This window comes from Pseudomonas sp. SBB6, assembly GCF_024213215.1.
Classification (GTDB): Bacteria; Pseudomonadota; Gammaproteobacteria; order Pseudomonadales; family Pseudomonadaceae; genus Aquipseudomonas; species Aquipseudomonas donghuensis.
On the sequence record NZ_JANAVH010000011.1, the window covers coordinates 1 to 19,483 of the forward strand.

17 protein-coding genes and 1 tRNA gene are annotated in these 19,483 nt (G+C 62.1%); 8 read left to right on the plus strand and 10 right to left on the minus strand.

Annotated features, from left to right (window positions below; translation table 11 throughout):
* Positions 1-126 precede the first annotated feature (126 nt).
* Positions 127-1,059 carry a LysR family transcriptional regulator gene (locus tag NLX68_RS19885; protein ID WP_254285491.1) on the minus strand — a complete coding sequence of 311 codons (933 nt, stop codon included), beginning with the start codon at positions 1,057-1,059 and terminating at the stop codon, positions 127-129.
* A gap of 123 nt (positions 1,060-1,182) precedes the next feature.
* Between NLX68_RS19885 and NLX68_RS19890 the strand changes: the two genes are divergently transcribed.
* Positions 1,183-1,932: a 3-oxoacyl-ACP reductase family protein gene (locus NLX68_RS19890; protein ID WP_010226313.1), complete on the plus strand. Its 750-nt coding sequence runs from the start codon at positions 1,183-1,185 to the stop codon at positions 1,930-1,932.
* A gap of 6 nt (positions 1,933-1,938) precedes the next feature.
* Here the strand turns inward: NLX68_RS19890 and NLX68_RS19895 are convergent, their stop codons facing one another.
* Entirely contained in the window at positions 1,939-2,826 is an 888-nt protein-coding gene (locus NLX68_RS19895) for a LysR family transcriptional regulator (protein WP_254285492.1), read from the minus strand.
* Between the two features lie 106 nt (positions 2,827-2,932).
* Here NLX68_RS19895 and NLX68_RS19900 point away from each other — a divergent pair, with 106 nt between their 5' ends.
* On the plus strand, positions 2,933-4,126 hold the full coding sequence (locus NLX68_RS19900; RefSeq protein WP_254285493.1) for an MFS transporter: 1,194 nt from the start codon (positions 2,933-2,935) through the stop codon (positions 4,124-4,126).
* On the opposite strand, the gene NLX68_RS19905 is transcribed toward NLX68_RS19900, so the two are convergent.
* From NLX68_RS19905 to NLX68_RS19925, 5 genes are read right to left on the minus strand one after another with little or no spacing between them, the layout of a single operon-like run.
* Positions 4,123-5,451 carry a TolC family outer membrane protein gene (locus tag NLX68_RS19905; RefSeq protein WP_036996520.1) on the minus strand — a complete coding sequence of 443 codons (1,329 nt, stop codon included), beginning with the start codon at positions 5,449-5,451 and terminating at the stop codon, positions 4,123-4,125. The genes NLX68_RS19900 and NLX68_RS19905 overlap by 4 nt on opposite strands.
* A 24-nt stretch (positions 5,452-5,475) precedes the next feature.
* Positions 5,476-6,774, minus strand: coding sequence for an HlyD family type I secretion periplasmic adaptor subunit (locus tag NLX68_RS19910; RefSeq protein ID WP_254285494.1), 1,299 nt, complete (start codon positions 6,772-6,774; stop codon positions 5,476-5,478).
* Positions 6,771-8,513 (minus strand): type I secretion system permease/ATPase, encoded by a 1,743-nt coding sequence (locus NLX68_RS19915; protein WP_254285495.1) that lies wholly within the window; start codon positions 8,511-8,513, stop codon positions 6,771-6,773. The genes NLX68_RS19910 and NLX68_RS19915 overlap by 4 nt, the downstream gene beginning before the upstream one ends.
* 46 nt (positions 8,514-8,559) lie before the next feature.
* Positions 8,560-8,937 (minus strand): AprI/Inh family metalloprotease inhibitor, encoded by a 378-nt coding sequence (locus NLX68_RS19920; RefSeq protein ID WP_254285496.1) that lies wholly within the window; start codon positions 8,935-8,937, stop codon positions 8,560-8,562.
* A 57-nt stretch (positions 8,938-8,994) separates the two neighbouring features.
* Positions 8,995-10,458, minus strand: coding sequence for a serralysin family metalloprotease (locus tag NLX68_RS19925; protein WP_254285497.1), 1,464 nt, complete (start codon positions 10,456-10,458; stop codon positions 8,995-8,997).
* 460 nt (positions 10,459-10,918) lie between these two features.
* Between NLX68_RS19925 and NLX68_RS19930 the strand changes: the two genes are divergently transcribed.
* Positions 10,919-11,299 (plus strand): hypothetical protein, encoded by a 381-nt coding sequence (locus tag NLX68_RS19930; protein WP_010226328.1) that lies wholly within the window; start codon positions 10,919-10,921, stop codon positions 11,297-11,299.
* A 223-nt stretch (positions 11,300-11,522) separates the two neighbouring features.
* Positions 11,523-13,679, plus strand: coding sequence for a TonB-dependent siderophore receptor (locus NLX68_RS19935; RefSeq protein WP_254285498.1), 2,157 nt, complete (start codon positions 11,523-11,525; stop codon positions 13,677-13,679).
* Positions 13,680-13,853: 174 nt separating this feature from the next.
* On the opposite strand, the gene NLX68_RS19940 is transcribed toward NLX68_RS19935, so the two are convergent.
* Together NLX68_RS19940 and NLX68_RS19945 are read right to left on the minus strand one after the other, a co-directional pair.
* A complete protein-coding gene (locus NLX68_RS19940; protein WP_254285499.1) occupies positions 13,854-14,369 on the minus strand; it encodes a hypothetical protein in 516 nt (171 codons plus the stop codon).
* 71 nt (positions 14,370-14,440) lie between these two features.
* A tRNA-Ser gene (locus NLX68_RS19945) sits at positions 14,441-14,530 on the minus strand.
* A 290-nt stretch (positions 14,531-14,820) separates the two neighbouring features.
* On the opposite strand from NLX68_RS19945, the gene NLX68_RS19950 reads away from it, so the two are divergent.
* The 3 genes from NLX68_RS19950 to NLX68_RS19960 all read left to right on the plus strand — a co-directional run bounded on the left by NLX68_RS19950 (position 14,821) and on the right by NLX68_RS19960 (position 17,392).
* The gene (locus NLX68_RS19950; RefSeq protein WP_254285500.1) at positions 14,821-15,510 is read left to right on the plus strand and encodes a crotonase/enoyl-CoA hydratase family protein; all 690 of its coding nucleotides are present in this window, start codon (positions 14,821-14,823) and stop codon (positions 15,508-15,510) included.
* A gap of 122 nt (positions 15,511-15,632) precedes the next feature.
* Positions 15,633-16,355 carry a 1-acyl-sn-glycerol-3-phosphate acyltransferase gene (locus NLX68_RS19955; protein WP_159389006.1) on the plus strand — a complete coding sequence of 241 codons (723 nt, stop codon included), beginning with the start codon at positions 15,633-15,635 and terminating at the stop codon, positions 16,353-16,355.
* Between the two features lie 65 nt (positions 16,356-16,420).
* On the plus strand, positions 16,421-17,392 hold the full coding sequence (locus NLX68_RS19960) for a magnesium and cobalt transport protein CorA (RefSeq protein WP_254285501.1): 972 nt from the start codon (positions 16,421-16,423) through the stop codon (positions 17,390-17,392).
* Positions 17,393-17,401: 9 nt separating this feature from the next.
* On the opposite strand, the gene NLX68_RS19965 is transcribed toward NLX68_RS19960, so the two are convergent.
* On the minus strand, positions 17,402-18,130 hold the full coding sequence (locus tag NLX68_RS19965) for an amidotransferase (RefSeq protein WP_254285502.1): 729 nt from the start codon (positions 18,128-18,130) through the stop codon (positions 17,402-17,404).
* Between the two features lie 549 nt (positions 18,131-18,679).
* Here NLX68_RS19965 and NLX68_RS19970 point away from each other — a divergent pair.
* Positions 18,680-19,480 carry a cytochrome c gene (locus tag NLX68_RS19970; protein WP_254285503.1) on the plus strand — a complete coding sequence of 267 codons (801 nt, stop codon included), beginning with the start codon at positions 18,680-18,682 and terminating at the stop codon, positions 19,478-19,480.
* The last annotated feature ends 3 nt before the right edge of the window (positions 19,481-19,483 follow it).

Here is a 19,483-nt window from a genome sequence, read left to right on the forward strand (position 1 = left end):
GCTCAATGGCCTGAGCCCTGTCGACTACAGGGCTCAGGCTGCTGGTTAATACTGTCCAACTTTAGGGGGGCAGTCCATTACTGTGGGAGCCGGCCTTGCCGGCGATGGGCTGCACAGCAGCCCCCCTCATAAAGCACCCAACGCATCAAAGCGCTGCGCCAACCCCTGCCGGGCAAACTGCTCGATGACAAAATCGACAAACGCCCGGGTCTTGCCCGGTAGCAATTTGTGCTCGGTGTAGTACAGCGAGATATTACCGTCGTCCACATACCAGTCCGGCAACACCCGCAGCAGCCGGCCAGACTGCAGGTACGGCACGGCGAACGGCATGCTCACCAGCGCCACGCCCAGGCCCTGCTCCGCCGCCGCACAGGCTGCCTCCGAGTCGCTCATGGTCATGCGCAAACGCAAGCTCAAAGGGCTTTGCTCCCGCTCGCGGCTGGTCAACGGCCAGGAACGTACCCGCCCGGTCTGCGGGGAACGAATGAGGATGCCGTCCAGTGCGTGCAAATCGGCGGGCTGGGTAATGGGCGGATGCTGCTGCAAATACGTCGGCGCCGCTACCAGAATCCGATGCGCCGGGGTCAGCTTGCGCGCCACCACGCCCTGGGGCAGGTCGAAGCCACCGCCGATGGCCGCATCAAAGCCCTGGCCAATCAGGTCGACCTGACGGTTATCGAAATGCCAGTCGGGGCTGATTGCCGGATAGCGCCGCAGGAACTCGGCCAGCAACGGCACGATGTACAGGCGGCCGAACACCGTGCCCATGCTCACCTTCAGGGTGCCAGCCGGTTGCCCTTCGGCACTGGCCAGGTTAGCCACGGCGTACTGGATGGTCTGAAAACTCGCTGCCACCTCGCCGAGAAAGCGCTGCCCGGCCTCGGTCAGGGTCAAGCGCCGGGTGCTGCGCTGGAACAAACGCACGCCCAGGCGCGCCTCCAGCCGGGCGACGTTCTTGCCCACCGCCGCCGGGGTCAGGCTCAAGCGCCGCGCCGCTTCGGCAAAGCTGCCGACTTCGGCGCTGCGGACAAAACACTCGATGCTGCTGAAGGATTCCATACCGTTGATTCCATACTTCTGGTTTACACAGACTATAGCGATTACTGGCTACCGACAGGGTAATCAGCGGCCGATACTGAACCCCATCCAAGGCATCCGGCCTTGTTCTTTCGGGAGCACAGCATGTCGACCCAATCCAGCCTCCACGGCAAAGTAGCTCTGATCCAGGGCGGTTCGCGCGGTATCGGCGCCGCCATCGTCAAACGCCTGGCCGCCGAAGGCGCCAGTGTCGCCTTCACCTATGCCAACGCCACGGCCCAGGCCGACGCCCTGCAACAGAGCATCATCGCCGCCGGCGGCAAGGCCCTGGCCATCAAGGCCGACAGCGCCGATGCCAGCGCTGTGCAGCAGGCGGTGCAAAGCACTGTCGAAGCGTTCGGTCGCCTGGATATCCTGGTCAACAATGCCGGGGTTCTGGCGGTGGGGCCGCTTGCGGACTTCAGCCTGGAGGACTTCGACCGCACCCTGGCGGTGAACGTGCGCAGCGTCTTCGTGGCCACGCAAGCGGCCGTCCGGCACATGGGTCAGGGCGGGCGGATCATCAACATCGGCAGCACCAATGCCGAACGCATGCCCTTCGCCGGTGGCGGCCCTTATGCCATGAGCAAATCGGCGCTGGTCGGCCTGACTCGCGGCCTGGCCCGTGACCTCGGGCCGCTGGGCATCACCATCAACAATGTCCAGCCGGGCCCGGTGGACACCGACATGAACCCGGCCCAAGGTGAATTCGCCGAAAGCCTGATGGGCTTGATGGCCGTGGGTCGCTACGGTCATGTCGACGAGATTGCCAGCTTCGTCGCCTACCTGGCCGGCCCCGAGGCAGCCTACATTACCGGTGCCAGCCTGAGCATCGACGGCGGCTTCGCGGCCTGAGGCGGGTCAATGGGCATCCCTGACCGCCAGGCGCTGTTCAATCAACTGGACAAAGGCCCTGGCGGCCGGGGTCGGGTGCATCGACCAGATCGCATACACGTAACGCACTGGCGCATCCTCGATTGCCACCGAGATCACGCCGTTGAAGCTGTTGGCAATTCGCGCCGGCACCAGGCCGATGGCAAGGCCGCGTTTGGCAAACTTCTCCACCAGGCGGATATTGGTCACCTCGAACTGCACCCGATGGCGCACGCCGGCAGCGGCAAAGGCCTCGTCGGTTTGCCGGCGAGCGCCGCTACCGGCCGGAAAATCCACCAGTGGCTGGGCTTGGAGATCGGCCAGGGACACGCGCGCAGCACCCGCCAAGGGATGCTCGACGGCCATGACCGCCACCAGTTCCTCTTCGGCCAGCAAGCGGTACTCGACGCCGTCCAGCCGCTCGCCCGGCCAAACCCCGATAAAGCCCACGTCCAGGCGCCGTTCGCGCACATCGGCAATGAGCAACTCGCTCTTGGCCATCAGCCAGCGGATATCCACCAACGGGTGCTGAGCATGGAAATCGGCCAGCAGATCGACCAGGTCAAGTTCGGTCAGCGAGGTGATTTCGCCGATGGACAGTTGCCCGCGTACTTCGCCACAGGCCGCGGCGACATCTTCGGCAATCCGCCGGGTGGCCTCCAGCGCTGGCCGGGCACTCTGCACGAAGGCTTCGCCCGCCGGCGTCAGGCGCACGCGCCGCGAGCTACGCTCGAACAGGCTGACGCCGAGGGTTTCTTCCAGCCTGGCAATCTGGTGGCTCAAGGCCGACTGCACCACATGGCAGCGCTCGGCGGCACGGGTAAAGCTACCGGTGTCGACCACCGCCAAGGCATATTCAATCTGCTTGAGGTTCATGGATTGATCTATTTTCAAGATAGATAGAATGAAAACGATACATTGGCGTCATGCTAGCGTATTTCCGATACTGTCACTTCCCAACTGCCACTGATCGAGACGGTCCATGACCTCTTCCAGCCACACCCTGAGCCGCGGCCTGATTCTGCTGATGGCGACCGCCACGGGCCTTGCCGTCGCCAGCAACTACTACGCCCAACCGTTGCTGCACAGCATCGCCGAACACTTCGGCCTGACCACCGCCAGCGCCGGGGCCATCGTCATCGCCGCACAGCTGAGCTACGGCGCCGGCCTGTTGTTGCTGGCCCCTCTGGGCGACCTGTTCGAACAGCGCAAACTGATCGTCAGCATGATCGCCATCAGCACCCTGGGCCTGCTGATCAGCGCCTTTTCGCCCAGCCTGACATGGCTGCTGATCGGCACCACCCTCACCGGCCTGTTCTCGGTAGTCGCCCAGGTGCTGGTGCCGATGGCCGCCGGCCTCAGTGATCCAGCGCAGCGCGGGCGAGTCGTCGGCACGCTGATGAGCGGGTTGCTGCTAGGCATCCTGCTGGCGCGCACCGCCGCCGGCTTCATGGCCGAACTGGGCAGTTGGCGCAGCATCTACCTGCTGGCTGCGGCGTTGATGGGCCTGTCGGCGATCGCCTTGTTCCGCGCCCTGCCCGAGCGTCATCAGCACGCCGGGCTCAGCTATCCAGCGCTGCTCGGCTCGGTGTTCCGCCTGTTCGTTGACGAGCCGATCCTGCGCTTGCGCTCGTTGCTGGGCCTGTTGTCGTTTAGCTTGTTTGCCCTGTTCTGGACCCCGCTGGCGTTTCTCTTGTCGGCCGAGCCCTACCATTTTTCTGACGCTGTGATCGGACTGTTCGGCCTGGCCGGTGCCGCCGGTGCCCTGTCGGCCAACTGGGCCGGGCGCCTGGCCGACCGTGGCAAAGGCCCGCTGGGCACCACGGTAGGCTTGCTGGCCTTGCTGCTCTCATGGGTGCCGCTGGCCTATGCACAGTCGTCGCTGGCGGCACTGTTGCTCGGTGTGCTGTTGCTCGACCTGGCGGTTCAACTGGTGCACGTGAGCAACCAGAATGCCGTGATTGCCCTGCGCCCGGAAGCCCGCAACCGCCTGAATGCCGGCTACATCACCTGCTACTTCATCGGCGGTGCACTCGGCTCGCTGCTCGGCACGCAACTGTTCCAGCGCTACGGCTGGGACGGCATTGTCGTCGCCGGGCTGAGCATCGGCGCCCTGGCCTTGCTGGTCTGGGGCCTGGCCGAACGCCAGCGCGCCGTGCGCCTGCGTACCGCCTAACGGCGTACGAAGGCCTCATCGACCCGGGCCAGGTGCTCTTCGCGCAGGGTTCCGGCGTAGTAATGCAGTTTGACCCAGGCCAGCAGGTAGTCGTAGCGGGCCTGGGCCAGGTCGCGGCGGGTGGTCGCCAACTGCTGCTCGGCATTGAGCACATCGAGATTGACCCGCTCCCCCCCCAGCACGCTCTGGCGGGTCGACTGCACCAACGCCTCGGCCGAGGTCAGCGCCCGCTGATAGGCGCGCAGGCGGCTGACGCCCGACTGGCAGGCGTTGTACTGGCGGCGCAACTCAATAAGGGTTGCCCGGGTGTTGCCGTCCAGTTCGTATTCGGCCTGCTCCAGGTTGCGGCTGGCCTGACGGGTGGCCGCCGACACCCCGCCACCGGCAAACAACGGCAGGCTGACTTCGATGCCGATGGTGTTGGTGTCGTAGCGCTGGTTGTAGGTGTTGCCACTGTCAGACTGCATTTGCCGCGATGTAGCGTAGGCGGTGACTTTGGGCAGGTGCCCGGCACGGTTGCGTTCCACTTCGTATTCGGCCACTTCCAGGGCCTGGCGCTGGGATGCCAGTTGCGGGTTATTGGCCAGCGCCAGCTCATGCCAGGCCTCATAGGTCGCCGGTTGCAGCGCCAGCAAGGCAAAGCCGTCGTTGAGCGGCGCCAGTTCGTCGATGCGTGCCGAGGGTTCGCCGATCAATGCCCCCAGCTCGCGCAGGGCGGCGTCCTGATCGTTGCGCGCCTGGATCTCCTCGGCGTCGGCCAGCTCAAAGCGGGCCTGGGCTTCGAGAATATCAGTACGAGTGCCCTCACCCTGCTGGAACAGTTGCTGGTTCTGCTGGAACTGCTGTTGATACGCCTGCTTGCTGGCCACGCTGATGCTGATCTGGTCTTGCGCAAACAGCGCCTGGGTATAGCTGGTCATCACCCGCACCAGCAACTCCTGGCTCTTGTCGCGAAACGCCTCGTCGGCGAACAGCGCCTGGGCCACGCCCTTGCGGTAGCTGGCGTAGGCTTCGTAGTCGAGCAAGGGCTGCTGGAGGATGAAGCTCGAGCCATAGCTGTTGTAGTGACGGTCTTCATCCTCGCGCCGCGAATCGCCCAGGTAGCGGGCCTTGGAATCGTTGCGGCCCTTGTTGTAGTTGTACGACAGGTTCGGCAGCAAACCGGCGCGACCAATGGCGCGGTTTTCCTGCCCGGCTTCGCGAGCCTTGAGCGCGCCAAGGAATACCGGGTCCTTGCGCAACGCCTGCTCATACACCTGAAACGGCCCCATGGCCTGCGCGCCCGCTCCTGTTGTCAGGGCGAACGCCGCCAGCAGCCCGGTCATCAAGCTTTTCATGCACGGGCTTCCTTATTGTTCGGTCAACGCAGTGCCTGCCCGATCGAGCAGGGGTTTGAACAGGTAATTGAGCATCGAGCGCTCGCCGGTGCGCACGAACAGTTCGGCCGGCATTCCCGGTTTGATCACCAGGCCGTCAAGGCGCGCCAGTGCCTGTTCGCTGACCGTGCTGCGTAGCACGTAGTACGGCTGGCCGGTCTTGTCATCAAGCAACTGGTCGGCGGAAATCAGCGCCACCTCGCCCGCTACCCGCGGCGTGCTGCTCTGGTTGAAGGCCGTGAAAAGAATATCCACAGGCAGCTGTACCGCGACTTTATCCACAAGGTTGACCGGCAAGCGCCCTTCGACCTCGAGGGCAGTGCCCTGGGGCACCACCTCCAGCAGGGTTTCTCCGGCACGCACCACCGCACCTTCGGTATGCACGCCCAGGTTGACCGCGATGCCATCGGCCGGGGCGAGAATTTCGCTGTGCTGCAGGTCGAAACCGGCCGAGGTCAGTTGCTGCTCCAGGGTGACGCTTTTCAACTGCGCTTCCGCCAGTTGGCTACGCACCTCCTTCTGATACTCCTCACGACGCTGTTGCAGGTTCAGCCGCGACTCGACGATGCCCTGCTCCAACCGCGCACTGTCGCCGTTGTTCTGCGCCAGGTCGCGCTGGACCTGGGACAACTGACGCTGATACTCCAGCAAGCGGTTGCGCGGGATATAGCCCTGGCTGGCCAACGGCTTGAGGTTCTCCAGTTGTTCACGCAGTGAATCGGCCTGGGCCTGCAGGTCGCCACGGGCGCGGCGCATGCCGGCCAACTGGGCGACTGCACCGTCGATACTGGCGGTCAGCCCGGCCTGCTCGCGGGCCTGGGCGTCGCGGCGGCTGCTGAACAACTGCCGCTGGCTTTCAAGCACCAGGCTCAACTGCGGGTCGGGGTCGGCGCTGAGTTCTGCCGGGAAGACGATTTCTCCGAGGTTGTCGCGCTCGCTCCGCCAGCGTGCCAGGCTGGCCCATGCCACCCGGTACTGGGCCTGCAGCGACTGCACGTCAGCCTGGACCTGGGTCTGGTCCAGGCGAAACAGTGGCTGCCCCTGCTTAACCCGTTGGCCTTCACTGACCAGGATGCGGCTGACCACGCCACCGGCCAGGGACTGCACCGCCTTGCGCTTGCCCGAGACCACCACCGTGCCTTGCACGGCAATGCCTTGATCAAGCGGCGCCAGGGTTGCCCAGGCGATAAAACCGCCAAAGCCGACCAGGGTCAGCAACCAGCCGAGGCGCACATAAAAGCGTGCACTGCAGCTTTTATCGACCTGGCTCATGCGCCACCTCCGGTTGCCAATGCGGCATTGGCCGGTTGGCGCTGAGCCTGCTCCTGGGCCCGGCTCAGGGCCTGCATGACGTCATGTGCCGGCCCAAAGGCCTGCATCCGGCCCTCGCTGAGTACCAGCAGCTTGTCGGCCTGGGCCAGCGCGGCCGAGCGATGGGTAACCAGCACCACGGTGCGGCCCTGGGCTTTCATCTGCGCAATGGCGGTGGCCAGCGCCGCCTCGCCACTGGTATCGAGGTTGGAGTTGGGTTCGTCAAGCACGATCAGGCTCGGCCCACCGTACAGGGCACGAGCCAGGGCGATACGCTGCTTCTGCCCGCCGGAAAGATCGCCGCCGTCTTCGCCCAGGCGGGTGTCGTAGCCTTGCGGCAAGCGCAGGATCAGCTCGTGCACACCGGCTTGACGCGCCGCCTCGACCACCTTGTGGCCGTCCAGTTCGGCAAAGCGGGCAATGTTCTCGGCAATGCTGCCGCGCAGCAGTTCGATGTTCTGTGGCAGGTAACCGATGTGCGGGCCCAGGGCCTCGCGATCCCAACGGTGCAGGTCGGCGCCGTCCAGGCGCACGGTACCGGCCAGCGTCGGCCAGACGCCGACCAGCACCTTGGCCAGGGTCGACTTGCCCGAGCCGGAGGTACCCAGTACCCCGAGCACTTCACCGGCACTCAGGTTGAAGCTGATCTGCTGCAGGGTTGCCACGCGCTTGCCTGGCGGCCCGGCACTGACCTGCTCGAAGCTCAGGCGCCCGCTTGGCGCAGGCAAGGCCATCGGTGCCGGCGGCTCGGGAAACTCGCGCAGCAGGCCGTCCAGACGCTGATAGGCCATATGCGCCCCGCTCCACTGCTTCCACACGGCAATCAACTGATCGATGGGGCTGAGCACCCGGCCCATGAGGATGGACCCGGCGATCATCATGCCCGGGGTCATCTGCCCCTCGATCACCAGCAAGGCGCCCAGCCCCAGCACCAGCGACTGCAGGCACAGGCGCAGCGACTTGCTGATCGCGGTGATCACCGCCGAGGTATCACTGGCCTGGTTCTGCAAGGTCAGAAAACGCGAGTGCAAGGCGAACCAGCGCTGGCGCAACGCTGCAAGCATGCCCATGGCCTGGATGCTCTCGGCGTTTTGCAACTGGCTGCCGGCCAGGTGCGTGGACTGCTGCTGGAAACCGCTGGCTTCAACCAGCGGCTTGTGGGTCAGGCGTTCGTTGAGGATTGCCAGGGCAATCAGCAACAACGCACCGGCGCAGGCCATGACGCCCAGCCAGACGTTGAACAGAAAGATCACCGCCAGGTAAATCGGAAACCAGGGGGCATCGAAGAAAGCGAACAACGCAGGACCGGTGACAAATTGCCTCACCTGCGTCAGGTCATTGAGCGATTGCCCTGCCTGTCCGTCACCCCGGCGCAAGTTACGCTCAAAGGCCGCCCGATAGACATTCAGGTTGAAGCCCTGTTCCAGTTGGTTGCCGACCCGAATAACAATGAAACTGCGGATCGCTTCCAGTGCACCAATAAACACAAAGAAGCCGACCACCATCAAAGTCAACATCCACAGGGTTGTTTCGTTTTGCGAAGACAGTACCCGATCATACACTTGCAGCATATAAATCGATGGCACCAGCATGAGTAGGTTAATCAACGCGGTAAAACAACCCACACTCAGAAGCGTGGACTTGTGATCGGCCAGTGCTGCCCACAAGGGCGCACCGGCTTTATGAGTCGGCCTGTTCATTGTCCGCCTTTCTATCCCTGAAAAATCGGCAATCGCCTACAAGGTTTTATTCTTTATTCTTACGTTCCAACAACAGTGTCTTGCCGGACGCGGAAGTCCATTTGAACATACCGGGCTTATAACGGTTGAAGTGCACCAATGCGCTGCCGCTGCCATCCAGCAAGGCCAGGGTATCGGGGGTTGGCAGCCAGCCGCTGGGGCGCTTGCCTATCAGCACTTCTACGCATTGCAGATCGCCGCGCAAGGTCTGCGTTACATCCAGGTACAGCTCGCAACCTGCAGCCCGATCGGCTTCGGGGTAAAGCGTCCAGTCACCGGCCAGTTGTGCGGGAGTGGGGAGTAGCAGGCTGCTTGCCATACCGACCTCGGTCATCAACATCAGGGGAACCGCGCCGAGCGCGATCATTCGCTTGAGAGCCATCATCTGCCTGTAATCCTCTCAGAAGAAGCGGCGCTTGCGCGCCGCCCTTCCAGGCTGTTGTCAGACCACGATATCCGTGGCGACCGCCTGACCTACGGTGGTCACCAGGAAATCAGACAGGCTGTTGCCGGTGATGTCGATCGACAGGCTACCGAGGTTGCTGGCCTGATCGAAGCTCAGTACCGCCTCGCCGGCATGACCGGTGAAGGCATCAACGAACTGCAGTGGCAGCTTGTTGACGGCAAAAGCCGAGATGGCCGACAGGTCGATCTTGTCCTGACCGCTGACAAAATCCATGATCCGGTCAGGATTGCTCGGGGTCGAATCGCTGCTGGCAGCGAAGACGAAGGTGTCGGAACCGGCACCGCCCCAGAGTTTGTCGCCACCGCCGGCGCCGTAGATGATGTCGTTGCCGGCGCCACCCTTGAGCTCGTTGGCCACGGCGTTGCCGATCAGCAGGTCGTTGCCCGAACCACCGATGGCATTCTCGACGATGGCACCCTTGGCAATGGAAATATTGCCGATCATGCCGCCGACGTCCGAGAACGATGCGTCATTGAGGTTGATCTTCTGGTTTTGGGTAAAACCGGAGAAGTCCAGGGTGTCGTTGCCGCCGCCGTCCCACACCGAGAAGACGACTTTCGACGAGGCCGAGGTGGCCGAGTAGAAGTCGCGGTCAGCGGTGGAGTTGAAGCCGTACACGGTGTCGCCGGAGCGGGTCGCGTAGTTGGTGCCATACAGCTTCTGGATTGCCGCGATGTCATCCATCAGCGGAGCCGAGGAATACACCTGCACACCGCCCTTGGTGAAGTTCTGGTTGGTGTTGCTCTCGCCCCAGTAGCTCATGACGCTGTAACCACGGGTGTCCTGACCGTAGGAGGCGTCGGCGTAGGTTGGATAGCCTTCCCCGGCGTTGTAGTCGCCCGGGTGAGACAAGCCCAGCACGTGGCCGATTTCGTGGGTCAGGGTCTGACGCCCGTAGTTGCCGTTTTCCGGGTTGACGTTGGCCTGGTACTGGCTGTTGATCAGGTACCAGGATTCACCCTTGTGCGAGCCCGGCCGGTCAAATGGCAGGTAGGCAAATGCCGCGCCGCCGCTGCTGCCATCGCTGTAGTTGCCGAAGGTCATGTGACCGTCGCCACCTGTCGCGGCCTCCTTGAAGGTGACCTTGGCCACGTCTGCCCAGGACTGCATGGACAGTTTGGCCTGAGCCTTCTGCTGGGCGGAAAAGGCGCTGAACGAGCCCAGTTCCTGACTGTCGAAGCCAGCAGGTGCCTTGGTCAGGAAGGTATAGGTCAGGTTGATGGTGCCGTCCTTGTTCAGGTCTTTCCAGGCAGCGCCGTCACGCAGCAACTGGGTAGCGGCCTGGTCGACCGAGAACGAAGGTTTGCCATTCACTGTCGCACTGCCGCCGCGATCATATTGATGGCCGAAACTATTGATCAGGCTGTAAGCGGAACTTGCACCGTGCGGTTGCAATACAGAGCCAGTTGAAACAATAGCGCTTTCTTTGACTTTCGACATACAGACACTTCCTTGTTTACAAAAAAGCAGTTGTTGTCCGACAGGACGCTCCCGCGGCGAGATCGTCCTATCACTCGCCTGAATGAGGCGGGGAAAAACTGACACACCAGGAATTGAACTGTCCAGCTTTTTTTGACGTCAATTTTCATTAACCCAAGTTGTTTATTGTCCTACAATTTTAAAACCCTTGATTTAGCTTAGCGGCATCAATTTGCGCAAACGGCGATATATCGACTCCACTAAAAAAGCGAGCGACAGACGAAAACTGAGCGGGAGGCTTTAGTTGCGAATCCGAACTTTAATTACAAGAATGCGACATGCCGTTATAACTCGCGGGCCCTGAACCTTTACTTTTTTGTGACAACTAGAGGAGTACCCTCCGTCGCCTGACCATTGACTTGTGCCGTGCGCTGGCGCTGAGTAGGGATTGGTCAATAGCCCTTTCAACCTGGACGCCACTATGACAAGACTCACGGTTCAATCCGGCGATTTCTTGCAAGGTGAAGGCGAGTACCGCAATGGATCGCTCACACTCAAGACCGCCCGTAGCCCTTCACCCGGCGAGAAAATCGCCCTTACCCGCATTACCGACCTGGTCGTTGCCAATCAGGAGTCCAGCCGCAGCCTGAGCAGTGCCCTTGGCTGGGGTGTGGCCGGCGCCCTGGTGGCCGGCCCGGTTGGCCTGATCGCCGGCCTGTGGTTAGGCGGCAAGGAAGAGGAGGTGACCTTCCTCGCAACCTTCAAGGATGGTCGCAAGCTGATGGCCATCACCGACAAGAAAACCTGGTCGAAAATCGACGGTAATTGGCGGCGCCATTCCCAGACTGCAGCGAACGGTTGAAGGCGCGCGACGCCCGCTCGTTCATGACAGAAGCAGCCAATTGAAAACAGGGGCGCCGCCAGCCGGTTGCCCCTGTTAAGATTGCGTCCCCGCCTGCCCGGCGCAATACCGGCAGGCTATCAATGCCTGGGCCCACGCCCCTCTACCTACTGGGCAAAAAACCCTTTCGGACAGCAGCCGATCAATAACGGCGCGTCCACGTTCGCCGTCAAGGAGCTCCTGCATGACCCTGCCCCGCCCTCGCCTGCCCTTGCGCCTGCTCGGCCTGAGCCTGGCCCTGCCGGCCACGCATAGCCTGGCTCAGGACAGCATTACCTTGGCCCCGGTGCAGGTGTCCGAGGCCTACAGCGAGGGCTATCAGGCCCGCGAGGCTGCGGTCGGCGGCTTCCAGCCGGCACCATTGCTGGACACCCCGGCGTCGATTGCGGTGTTCAGCGAGCAACTGCTGGCTGATCGTCAGGTGCGCACACTCAGCGAAGTCCTGCAAAGCGATGCTTCGGTAGGTGACAGCTATGCCCCGATCGGCTACTACGAAAACTTCAACGTGCGCGGTTTTGAGCTCAATGCCGCCAGCAGCTACAGGATCAACGGCCAGACCATCGCCGGCGAGCAGAACGTGGCCCTGGAGAACAAACAGCAGGTCGAGTTGCTCAAGGGCCTGTCGGGCTTGCAGAGCGGCGTGTCGGAACCCGGCGGGTTGATCAATTACGTGACCAAGCGCCCGCAAGATGTGCGTTCGGTGACAGTCTCGAGCAACGAGCAGGGTGAACGCTACATCGCCACCGACCTGGGCGGCTGGTTCGGCAGCGAGCGCCAGTTCGGCCTGCGTACCAACCTGGCCCATGAAGATATCCGCTCCTACGTCGACCATGCCGACGGCAAGCGCGACTTCGCCTCCCTGGCCTTCGACTGGCAAATCAACCCCGACGCGGTGCTGCAACTGGACGCCGAATACCAGCAGCGCGAACAGCGCTCGGTGCCGGGTTATCAGCTACTGGGCGGCAACAGCCTGCCCCACGGTATCGATCCGCATGACCGCCTGGCCTATCAGCACTGGGCCAACCCGGTGACCATCGATTCGCTGAACCTTGGCGGGCGCTTCGAGTATCGCTTCAGTGACAACTGGACGGGCAGCCTCAGCGCCTCGCGCAGCAAGGTGGTGATCGATGACTACAGTTCGTTTGCCTGGGGCTGCTATGGCGCGCCCAGTTGCGCCGACTCCAGCGTACCGAACTATTTCAGCCCGCAAGGCGACTACGACATCTATGATTTCCGCAGCCCGGACGACACACGCCGTATCGACGAAGCCCAAGCGCTGCTGAACGGGCGTTTCGAGCTGGCCGGGCTGGGCCATGAGTTGACGGTCGGCAGCAGCGCGCAGCGGCGCACCCTCGATCAGCGGCCAACCTTCAACCAGTTCATCGGTAGCGGCAACATCTACCAGCCAACTCCTGCACTGGAGCCGTTCGATGGCTCGCCAGGGCACTCCGAACGGCGCCTGGACAGCCGTCAGTACGGTGTTTTTGCCAGTGACCGAATCACCTTCAACGAGCACTGGCAGACCCAACTGGGCGCTCGCGTGGTGCGCCTGGACGAAAGAGTCTTCGATGAAGCCGGCAACGATCGCCGCCATACCCGCCAGTACGAGCTGCTGCCCAACGCAGCGCTGATCTACAAACCACGTGCTGATATCTCGCTGTACACCAGCTACAGCAAAGGCCTTTCAGCGGGCAGCGCGGCGCCATGGTTTGCCCAGAACAACCAGGACATCCTCGCCCCGACCACCTCGCAGCAGATCGAGCTGGGCATCAAGCGCGACTGGCAACGCCTGAGCTTGAGCGCAGCGCTGTTCCAGCTGCGCCAGGCCTACCAGTATTCGCAACCTGATGGCGCCGGACATTTCACCTATGTGCAGCAAGGCCAGCAGAAGAACATCGGCCTGGAGCTGGGCGCCAGCGGCTGGCTGACCTCCAACCTGCAGATCAATGCCAGTGCCGCGGCGATTCGGGCACGGGTCAAGAACAGCGGCACGGCCGACTATGAAGGCCACCAAGCGCTGAACGTGCCGAACTTGCGTGCTGCCGTGCAGGCTGACTACAGCCTGCCAATTGCGGGCCTGGCCTTGCTCGGGGGGGCGCGCTACAGCGCCAGCAAGTACGCCAATCAGGCCGGCACAGTCGAGGTAGGCAGCTATGCGGTGTTCGACCTGGGCAGCCGCTATAGCACCAAGGTCGGTGGCTACGACACGGTACTGCGACTGATGGTGGATAACGTCTTCGATAAACGCTACTGGCGCGATGCCGGCGAGTACCTGGGGGATGGTTATCTGTTTCAGGGTGCGCCGCGGACGGCGCGGGTTTCGGCTTCAGTGAACTTCTGAGGGCCTCATCGCGGGTCAAGCCCGCTCCCACAATTGATCTGTGTGCGCCGCCGACTCTGTGGGAGCTGGACTTGCCAGCGATCGAGCGCGAAGCGGTCGTAATCCAGACAGCGCCTGATGTGCTGGCTGCACTGGCCCCATCGCTGGCAAGCCAGCTCCCACAAAGCACCGCCGTCAGAACGGCTCGCTACCCTCGCGAATCTCCACTTCCAGTACTTTTCCCAACGCAACCAGCTGCACCGCCACGTCCCTGGTGGTGATGAAGCCGCTGTAGCAGTCACTGTCGGTGGACCAGTTCCACAGCACCAGGCCCTGCTTGTGCAGTTCGTCGTGGGCCGTGACCATCAGCTCGGGCACCGTGGTGCCGTCGAGGAAGTCTTCATCCTCCGCGTCTTCGACACCGAAAGTGACTTCGGCATCCCGCGCCTCGGCCAGCTGTTGCACGCTCTGTACGAACGACTCGGTGTCTTTCCAGTCGACGAAGAATACCGACTCCCAGTCAGCCACATCCTTGACGATATACATCAGTTGCTGCGGATCGTCCTCGAATTCCTCGACGTCGTCTTCATCCAGCTCGACCTCGCGCAGGGCCTGGACATGCTGGCTGGCCATTGCCGCCGACGGGCTGATCAGGGTCAGCAATTGTTCAGCGGCAAGGATCTGGGCCTTGGTAAAACATTCTTTGAGCATCTGAAACATCCTTTTTCATGGGCAAAACAAAAAGCCCCCGACCTTGTTCAGGTCGGGGGCTCTTCTAGATGTGGCGGTGAAGAAGGGATTCGAACCCTTGATACAGTTTCCTGTATACACACTTTCCAGGCGTGCTCCTTCAGCCACTCGGACACTTCACCGGTTCTCGCCAAGCAGTTCAGCCTGTCGAGGCGCGCTAATGTAGTCGAAAGAGGTTCTAATGGCAAAGGTTTTTTTCAGAATATTCATGCGCTTAAGCCATTTAATCGAAAAACCACGGTACACAGGGCAAAGCCGCCATTCTCTGGCGTGCTTCGGCAGCCCGGTTTACCGCGCTCCCGTCAGGACAAGCACGTGGGCCGCCACGCTGACCGGTCAGTCAGTCACAGCGCTTTACCTCGGGCACTTGCCTGAGTAACGTCTGCCCCACTCCACCTTAAGGAACCCTGTGATGAGTGAGCTGATTACCTACCACCTCGAAGACGGCATTGCGACCCTGACCCTGAACAACGGCAAGGTCAACGCCATCTCGCCTGACGTCATCAAGGCGTTCAATGCCGCCCTCGACCAGGCCGTGCAGGACCGCGCGGTGGTAATCATCACCGGCCAGCCAGGCATTCTCTCCGGCGGCTACGACCTGAAAGTCATGACCGCCGGCCCCAAGGAGGCCGTCAGCCTGGTGACCGCCGGCTCCACCCTGGCCCGGCGCATGCTCTCGCACCCGTTTCCGATCATCGTTGCCTGCCCGGGCCACGCGGTGGCCAAAGGCGCCTTCCTGCTGCTCTCGGCCGACTACCGCATCGGTGTCGAAGGCCCGTTCAGCATCGGCCTTAATGAAGTGCAGATCGGCATGACCATGCACCACGCCGGTATCGAACTGGCCCGGGATCGCCTGCGCCGCTCGGCGTTCCACCGGTCGGTGATCAACGCCGAGATGTTCGACCCGGCCAGCGCCGTCGACGCCGGTTTCCTCGACAAGGTAGTGCCGGTCGAACAGCTGCAGGAAGCTGCGCTGACGGCAGCCCGCCAGTTGAAGAAGATCAACATGAACGCCCACAAGCACACCAAGCTCAAGGTGCGCAAAGCACTGCTCGAGATCCTCGACGACGCGATCATCCGCGACCAGGAACACCTGGGCTGACCCCCTACCAAGGCCTGATTGCGATTATTCGGGCAATCGGGCCTGCCCCGCACCAATGAGTGTTTGCCGATAGAAGTGCACACCCGTACACTGCGCCGCGTTTGCCTGGTGTGAGTCGTACGATGCTTTTTATTATCCGCATGTTCCTGTTGGGGCTGCATTTTCTCCTGGCCGGTGTGCTCGGTGTGCTGGTTGGCCTGTGCCGACCGTTCAACCCGGACAACAGCCGAATCTGTGCACGCCTTTATGGGCTGCCTGCCACCTGGCTGATGCGCCTTGAGATCAAGGCCGAGGTCGGCCCGCTGTTCGACCAGCCGCCCGGTTGCGTGATCATCGCCAACCACCAGTCCAACTACGACCTGTTCGTGCTGGGTCATGTGGTGCCGCGGCGCACCGTGTGCATCGGCAAGAAGAGCCTGAAGTGGATCCCCCTGTTCGGCCAGTTGTTCTGGCTGGGCGGCAACGTGCTGGTCGATCGCGGCAATGCCTACCAGGCGCGCCGGGCAATCCAGACCACCACCCGCACCCTGAGCGAAGACGACACCTCGATCTGGGTGTTCCCCGAAGGCACGCGCAATGCCGGCGAGCACCTGATCACCTTCAAGAAAGGTGCCTTTCACATGGCCGTAGAAGCCGGCGTGCCGATCGTGCCCGTGTGCGTCAGCCGCTATGCCTGCCGCCTGAGCCTCAACGGCTGGCGCCGCAGCAAGGTGATCATCCGCTCACTGCCCCCAATCGCTACCAGTGGCCTGACCCAGCAGGATGTACCGGCGCTGGCCGAGCAATGCCGCGTGCAGATGCAGCACTGTATCGATCGCATGGAAGGCGAGCTGGCCCTGGCGTGAACAGTTGCCGAATTGTGCCAGTCAGACCAAGCTACTGGCACGGTTAACAGAAGAAGCGGACAACCATGGGTCGAGTCGTTGCAGCGGCGGTGTACAGCGCCGGCAGGAAGGTCACCAACATCAGCCTGGACGAAGGCAGCCAATGGGCGAGCAAACCCGGGCATTTTGTCTGGATTGGCCTGGAAGAGCCCAATGCCCAGGAGCTGGCCAATCTGCAGCGCCAGTTCAACCTGCATGAGCTGGCCATCGAAGACGCACTGGAAAAACACAGCCGGCCCAAGCTGGAAACCTTCGGTGACGCCCTGTTCATCGTCACTTACTCGCCAGTGCGCCATGAAGGCAAGCTGGAGTTCATCGAGACGCATATCTTCGCCGGCAATGGCTACATCATCACCGCGCGCAACGGTCATTCGAAGTCCTACGCCCTGGTGCGCCAGCGCTGTGAGGCCCGCCCGCTGCTGCTGGAGCACGGCGAAGACTTCGTGCTCTACGCCCTGCTCGACTTCGTGACCGAAAACTACCAGCCGGTCAGCGAAGCCATTCATGGCGAAATCGAGGAGCTGGAGCAAAGCGTGCTCAGCGGTTCGCTCAAGGAAGAGGACATCCAGCGCATCCACAGCCTGCGCCGCGACATCCTGCGCCTGCGCCGCTACGTGGCGCCGATGGTCGAAGTCAGCGAAGAACTGCAGCGCCTGACCTTCCCCTTTATCGACAAGAACATGCGCCCGTACTTTCGCGATGTGCAGATCCACGTCACCCGGCAGATGGAAGACCTGGCCGGGATTCGCGATATCGCCAGCCAGACCATCGAAATCGGCATGCTGCTGGAGTCCTCGCGCCAGAGCATCGTGCAGCGCAAGTTCGCCGCCTGGGCGGCGATCCTGGCGTTCCCCACCGCAGTGGCGGGAATTTACGGGATGAACTTTCAGAACATGCCGGAACTGAGCTGGCACTACGGCTACTTTGCCGTGCTGGGCGGGATCGCCGTGGGCTGCACGGCGTTGTATGCCAGCTTCAAGCGCTCCGGCTGGCTGTAACGGCAGGCCTCAGTTCGAGCGGCCCTGAGGCTTGTGCGCGACAAAACGCATCATCCATTCGGCCACCGTGCTGCCGTGGTGCTCATGCACCAGGCTGTCGATACCCTTGTGGTACACCTCCTGGCCTAGGCTGTCCTGGCGTAACTCAAGCAGCGCCCGCGAATAGTCGTGGATGAACTCCGGGTGGCCCTGGAAGCACAGCACCTGGTCGCCGATGTGGTAGGCCGCGTTCGGGCAGAAATCGCTGGAGGCAATCACCGTGGCGTTTTCCGGCAGGCGCGTGACCTGGTCCTGATGGCTGATCAGCAAGGTCAGTTCTTCGACCTGCGGGCTCATCCACGGCGCCTTGGCGTTCATCATATAGCGGTGGGTACCCACCCCCCAGCCCTGGTGCGCGCGCTCGCTCTTGCCACCCAGCAGCAGCGCCAGCAGCTGATGACCGAAACACACGCCAAGCAATTTGTCGCCACGCTGGTAGCGGTCCAGCAGGAACGCCTTGAGCCTCTGAATCCACGGATCATCACCGAACGAGTCGGCCTTGCTGCCAGTGACCAGGTAGGCATCGAATACCTGGTCTTCATCGGGATACTCGTCGTTCAACACGTTGTAGACGCGAAACTCGGCGGCGATTGGCTGGCGGGAGAACAGCTGCTCGAACATCCGTCCGTAGCCCTGATACTGCTCGACCAGCTCGGGTCGCAGGACGTCGGTTTCCAGGATGCAGATGCGTAGCGACATATAAATAGTCCTGAACGACAAAGGCGGGATTGCCCCGTAAAGCCTGCCCCGAATAAGGCGCGCAGGCAAGTATGATGCTCGGACGAACGGTCACGATCTGTGGATCCACTCACTGAAGGCACGCAAGTGTCTAGCAAGGGGAATGCTGATGGATGGCCAAAGGCCTCATAGCAAAAACTGCACGTAACTGCCTAAGTACAGATTAAAGCGTTCTAAAACACGGGTGACGTTGACCCTAAGGTTAGCTGTATACCCATTAGCAACAGTTCGCGTCTTAATGGTTTCACAGCGTTAAATGATGTTCGCCAGATCGATGACAAGGAAGCCTCTGGGCACTCAGGAATAACAACAAAAAGGCGGTCAGCCATGTTCAAACAACACAAAGTACGTCAAGCCGGGCTCATCCTCTTCGCCACTACGCTGCTGTTGATCCTGCCGAACCTTTCGCGCCTGTTCGGCTGAGCGACATGCCCTCTTCCCTGGGTTTGTGCCTGGCACAAGCCGCTTGTGTGCAGGTAATCTGCCGACCCTGATGGTTGGAGACTGCCCATGCGCCGGTGTTTTACCTTGCTCGTTGCCCTGCTCTGCCTGCCCTTGCAGGCGGCACAACTGACCCTGGACCTGGGTAATGGCAGTCGCCCTTGGCAGAGCGCCGAGCTGCTCAAACACCCGTTGGTGCAGGACATCCAGATCGACAACGATGTTTCCTACAAGAAAACCATGCACTACCGCGCGGTGCCGCTGGCTGCGCTCCTGCAGGGCGTACGGGCTGATGATCACCTGCAGGCCGTAGCCCTGGATGGTTTTGCCGCCGAGATGCCGGCTGCGCCTTTGCTCAAGGACGGCCCTGCCCGAGCCTGGCTAGCCATTGAAGACCCGGCCAAGCCCTGGCCACCCCTGGCCAAAGGCAAAACCAGCGCCGGGCCTTTCTATCTGGTCTGGACCGACCCGCAAGCTGGGCGCATCAGCCCGGAGCAGTGGCCGTTCCAGGTCGCCAGCATTCGCCGCCTGCCTACGGTGGCCGAACGGTTCCCAGCCATGCGCCCGGCACCGGGGTTGGCTGCCGATGACCCGATCAACCAAGGCTTTGCCGTGTTCCAGAAAAACTGCCTGGCGTGTCATCGCCTCAACGCTGCCGGTGACGCCCAGTTCGGCCCGGACCTGAACCTGCCGCACAACCCCACCGAATACTTCCAGGCCGATTATCTGCGGCGCTATATCCGCGACCCGCAAAGCCTGCGCCAGTGGCCCCAGGCGAAAATGCCCGGGTTTGCCGAAACAGTCATCAACGACAGCGAGCTGGACGCACTGCTTGCGTACCTGCGCCACATGGTCACGCGCAAACCCTGAAGC

Bases quoted from the DNA above. Each gene is read 5' to 3' on its own strand.
- NLX68_RS19885 (WP_254285491.1), bottom strand. From the start codon at position 1,059: ATGGAATCCTTCAGCAGCATCGAGTGTTTTGTCCGCAGCGCCGAAGTC.
- NLX68_RS19890 (WP_010226313.1), top strand. From the start codon at position 1,183: ATGTCGACCCAATCCAGCCTCCACGGCAAAGTAGCTCTGATCCAGGGC.
- NLX68_RS19895 (WP_254285492.1), bottom strand. From the start codon at position 2,826: ATGAACCTCAAGCAGATTGAATATGCCTTGGCGGTGGTCGACACCGGT.
- NLX68_RS19900 (WP_254285493.1), top strand. From the start codon at position 2,933: ATGACCTCTTCCAGCCACACCCTGAGCCGCGGCCTGATTCTGCTGATG.
- NLX68_RS19905 (WP_036996520.1), bottom strand. From the start codon at position 5,451: ATGACCGGGCTGCTGGCGGCGTTCGCCCTGACAACAGGAGCGGGCGCG.
- NLX68_RS19910 (WP_254285494.1), bottom strand. From the start codon at position 6,774: ATGAGCCAGGTCGATAAAAGCTGCAGTGCACGCTTTTATGTGCGCCTC.
- NLX68_RS19915 (WP_254285495.1), bottom strand. From the start codon at position 8,513: ATGAACAGGCCGACTCATAAAGCCGGTGCGCCCTTGTGGGCAGCACTG.
- NLX68_RS19920 (WP_254285496.1), bottom strand. From the start codon at position 8,937: ATGATGGCTCTCAAGCGAATGATCGCGCTCGGCGCGGTTCCCCTGATG.
- NLX68_RS19925 (WP_254285497.1), bottom strand. From the start codon at position 10,458: ATGTCGAAAGTCAAAGAAAGCGCTATTGTTTCAACTGGCTCTGTATTG.
- NLX68_RS19930 (WP_010226328.1), top strand. From the start codon at position 10,919: ATGACAAGACTCACGGTTCAATCCGGCGATTTCTTGCAAGGTGAAGGC.
- NLX68_RS19935 (WP_254285498.1), top strand. From the start codon at position 11,523: ATGACCCTGCCCCGCCCTCGCCTGCCCTTGCGCCTGCTCGGCCTGAGC.
- NLX68_RS19940 (WP_254285499.1), bottom strand. From the start codon at position 14,369: ATGCTCAAAGAATGTTTTACCAAGGCCCAGATCCTTGCCGCTGAACAA.
- NLX68_RS19950 (WP_254285500.1), top strand. From the start codon at position 14,821: ATGAGTGAGCTGATTACCTACCACCTCGAAGACGGCATTGCGACCCTG.
- NLX68_RS19955 (WP_159389006.1), top strand. From the start codon at position 15,633: ATGCTTTTTATTATCCGCATGTTCCTGTTGGGGCTGCATTTTCTCCTG.
- NLX68_RS19960 (WP_254285501.1), top strand. From the start codon at position 16,421: ATGGGTCGAGTCGTTGCAGCGGCGGTGTACAGCGCCGGCAGGAAGGTC.
- NLX68_RS19965 (WP_254285502.1), bottom strand. From the start codon at position 18,130: ATGTCGCTACGCATCTGCATCCTGGAAACCGACGTCCTGCGACCCGAG.
- NLX68_RS19970 (WP_254285503.1), top strand. From the start codon at position 18,680: ATGCGCCGGTGTTTTACCTTGCTCGTTGCCCTGCTCTGCCTGCCCTTG.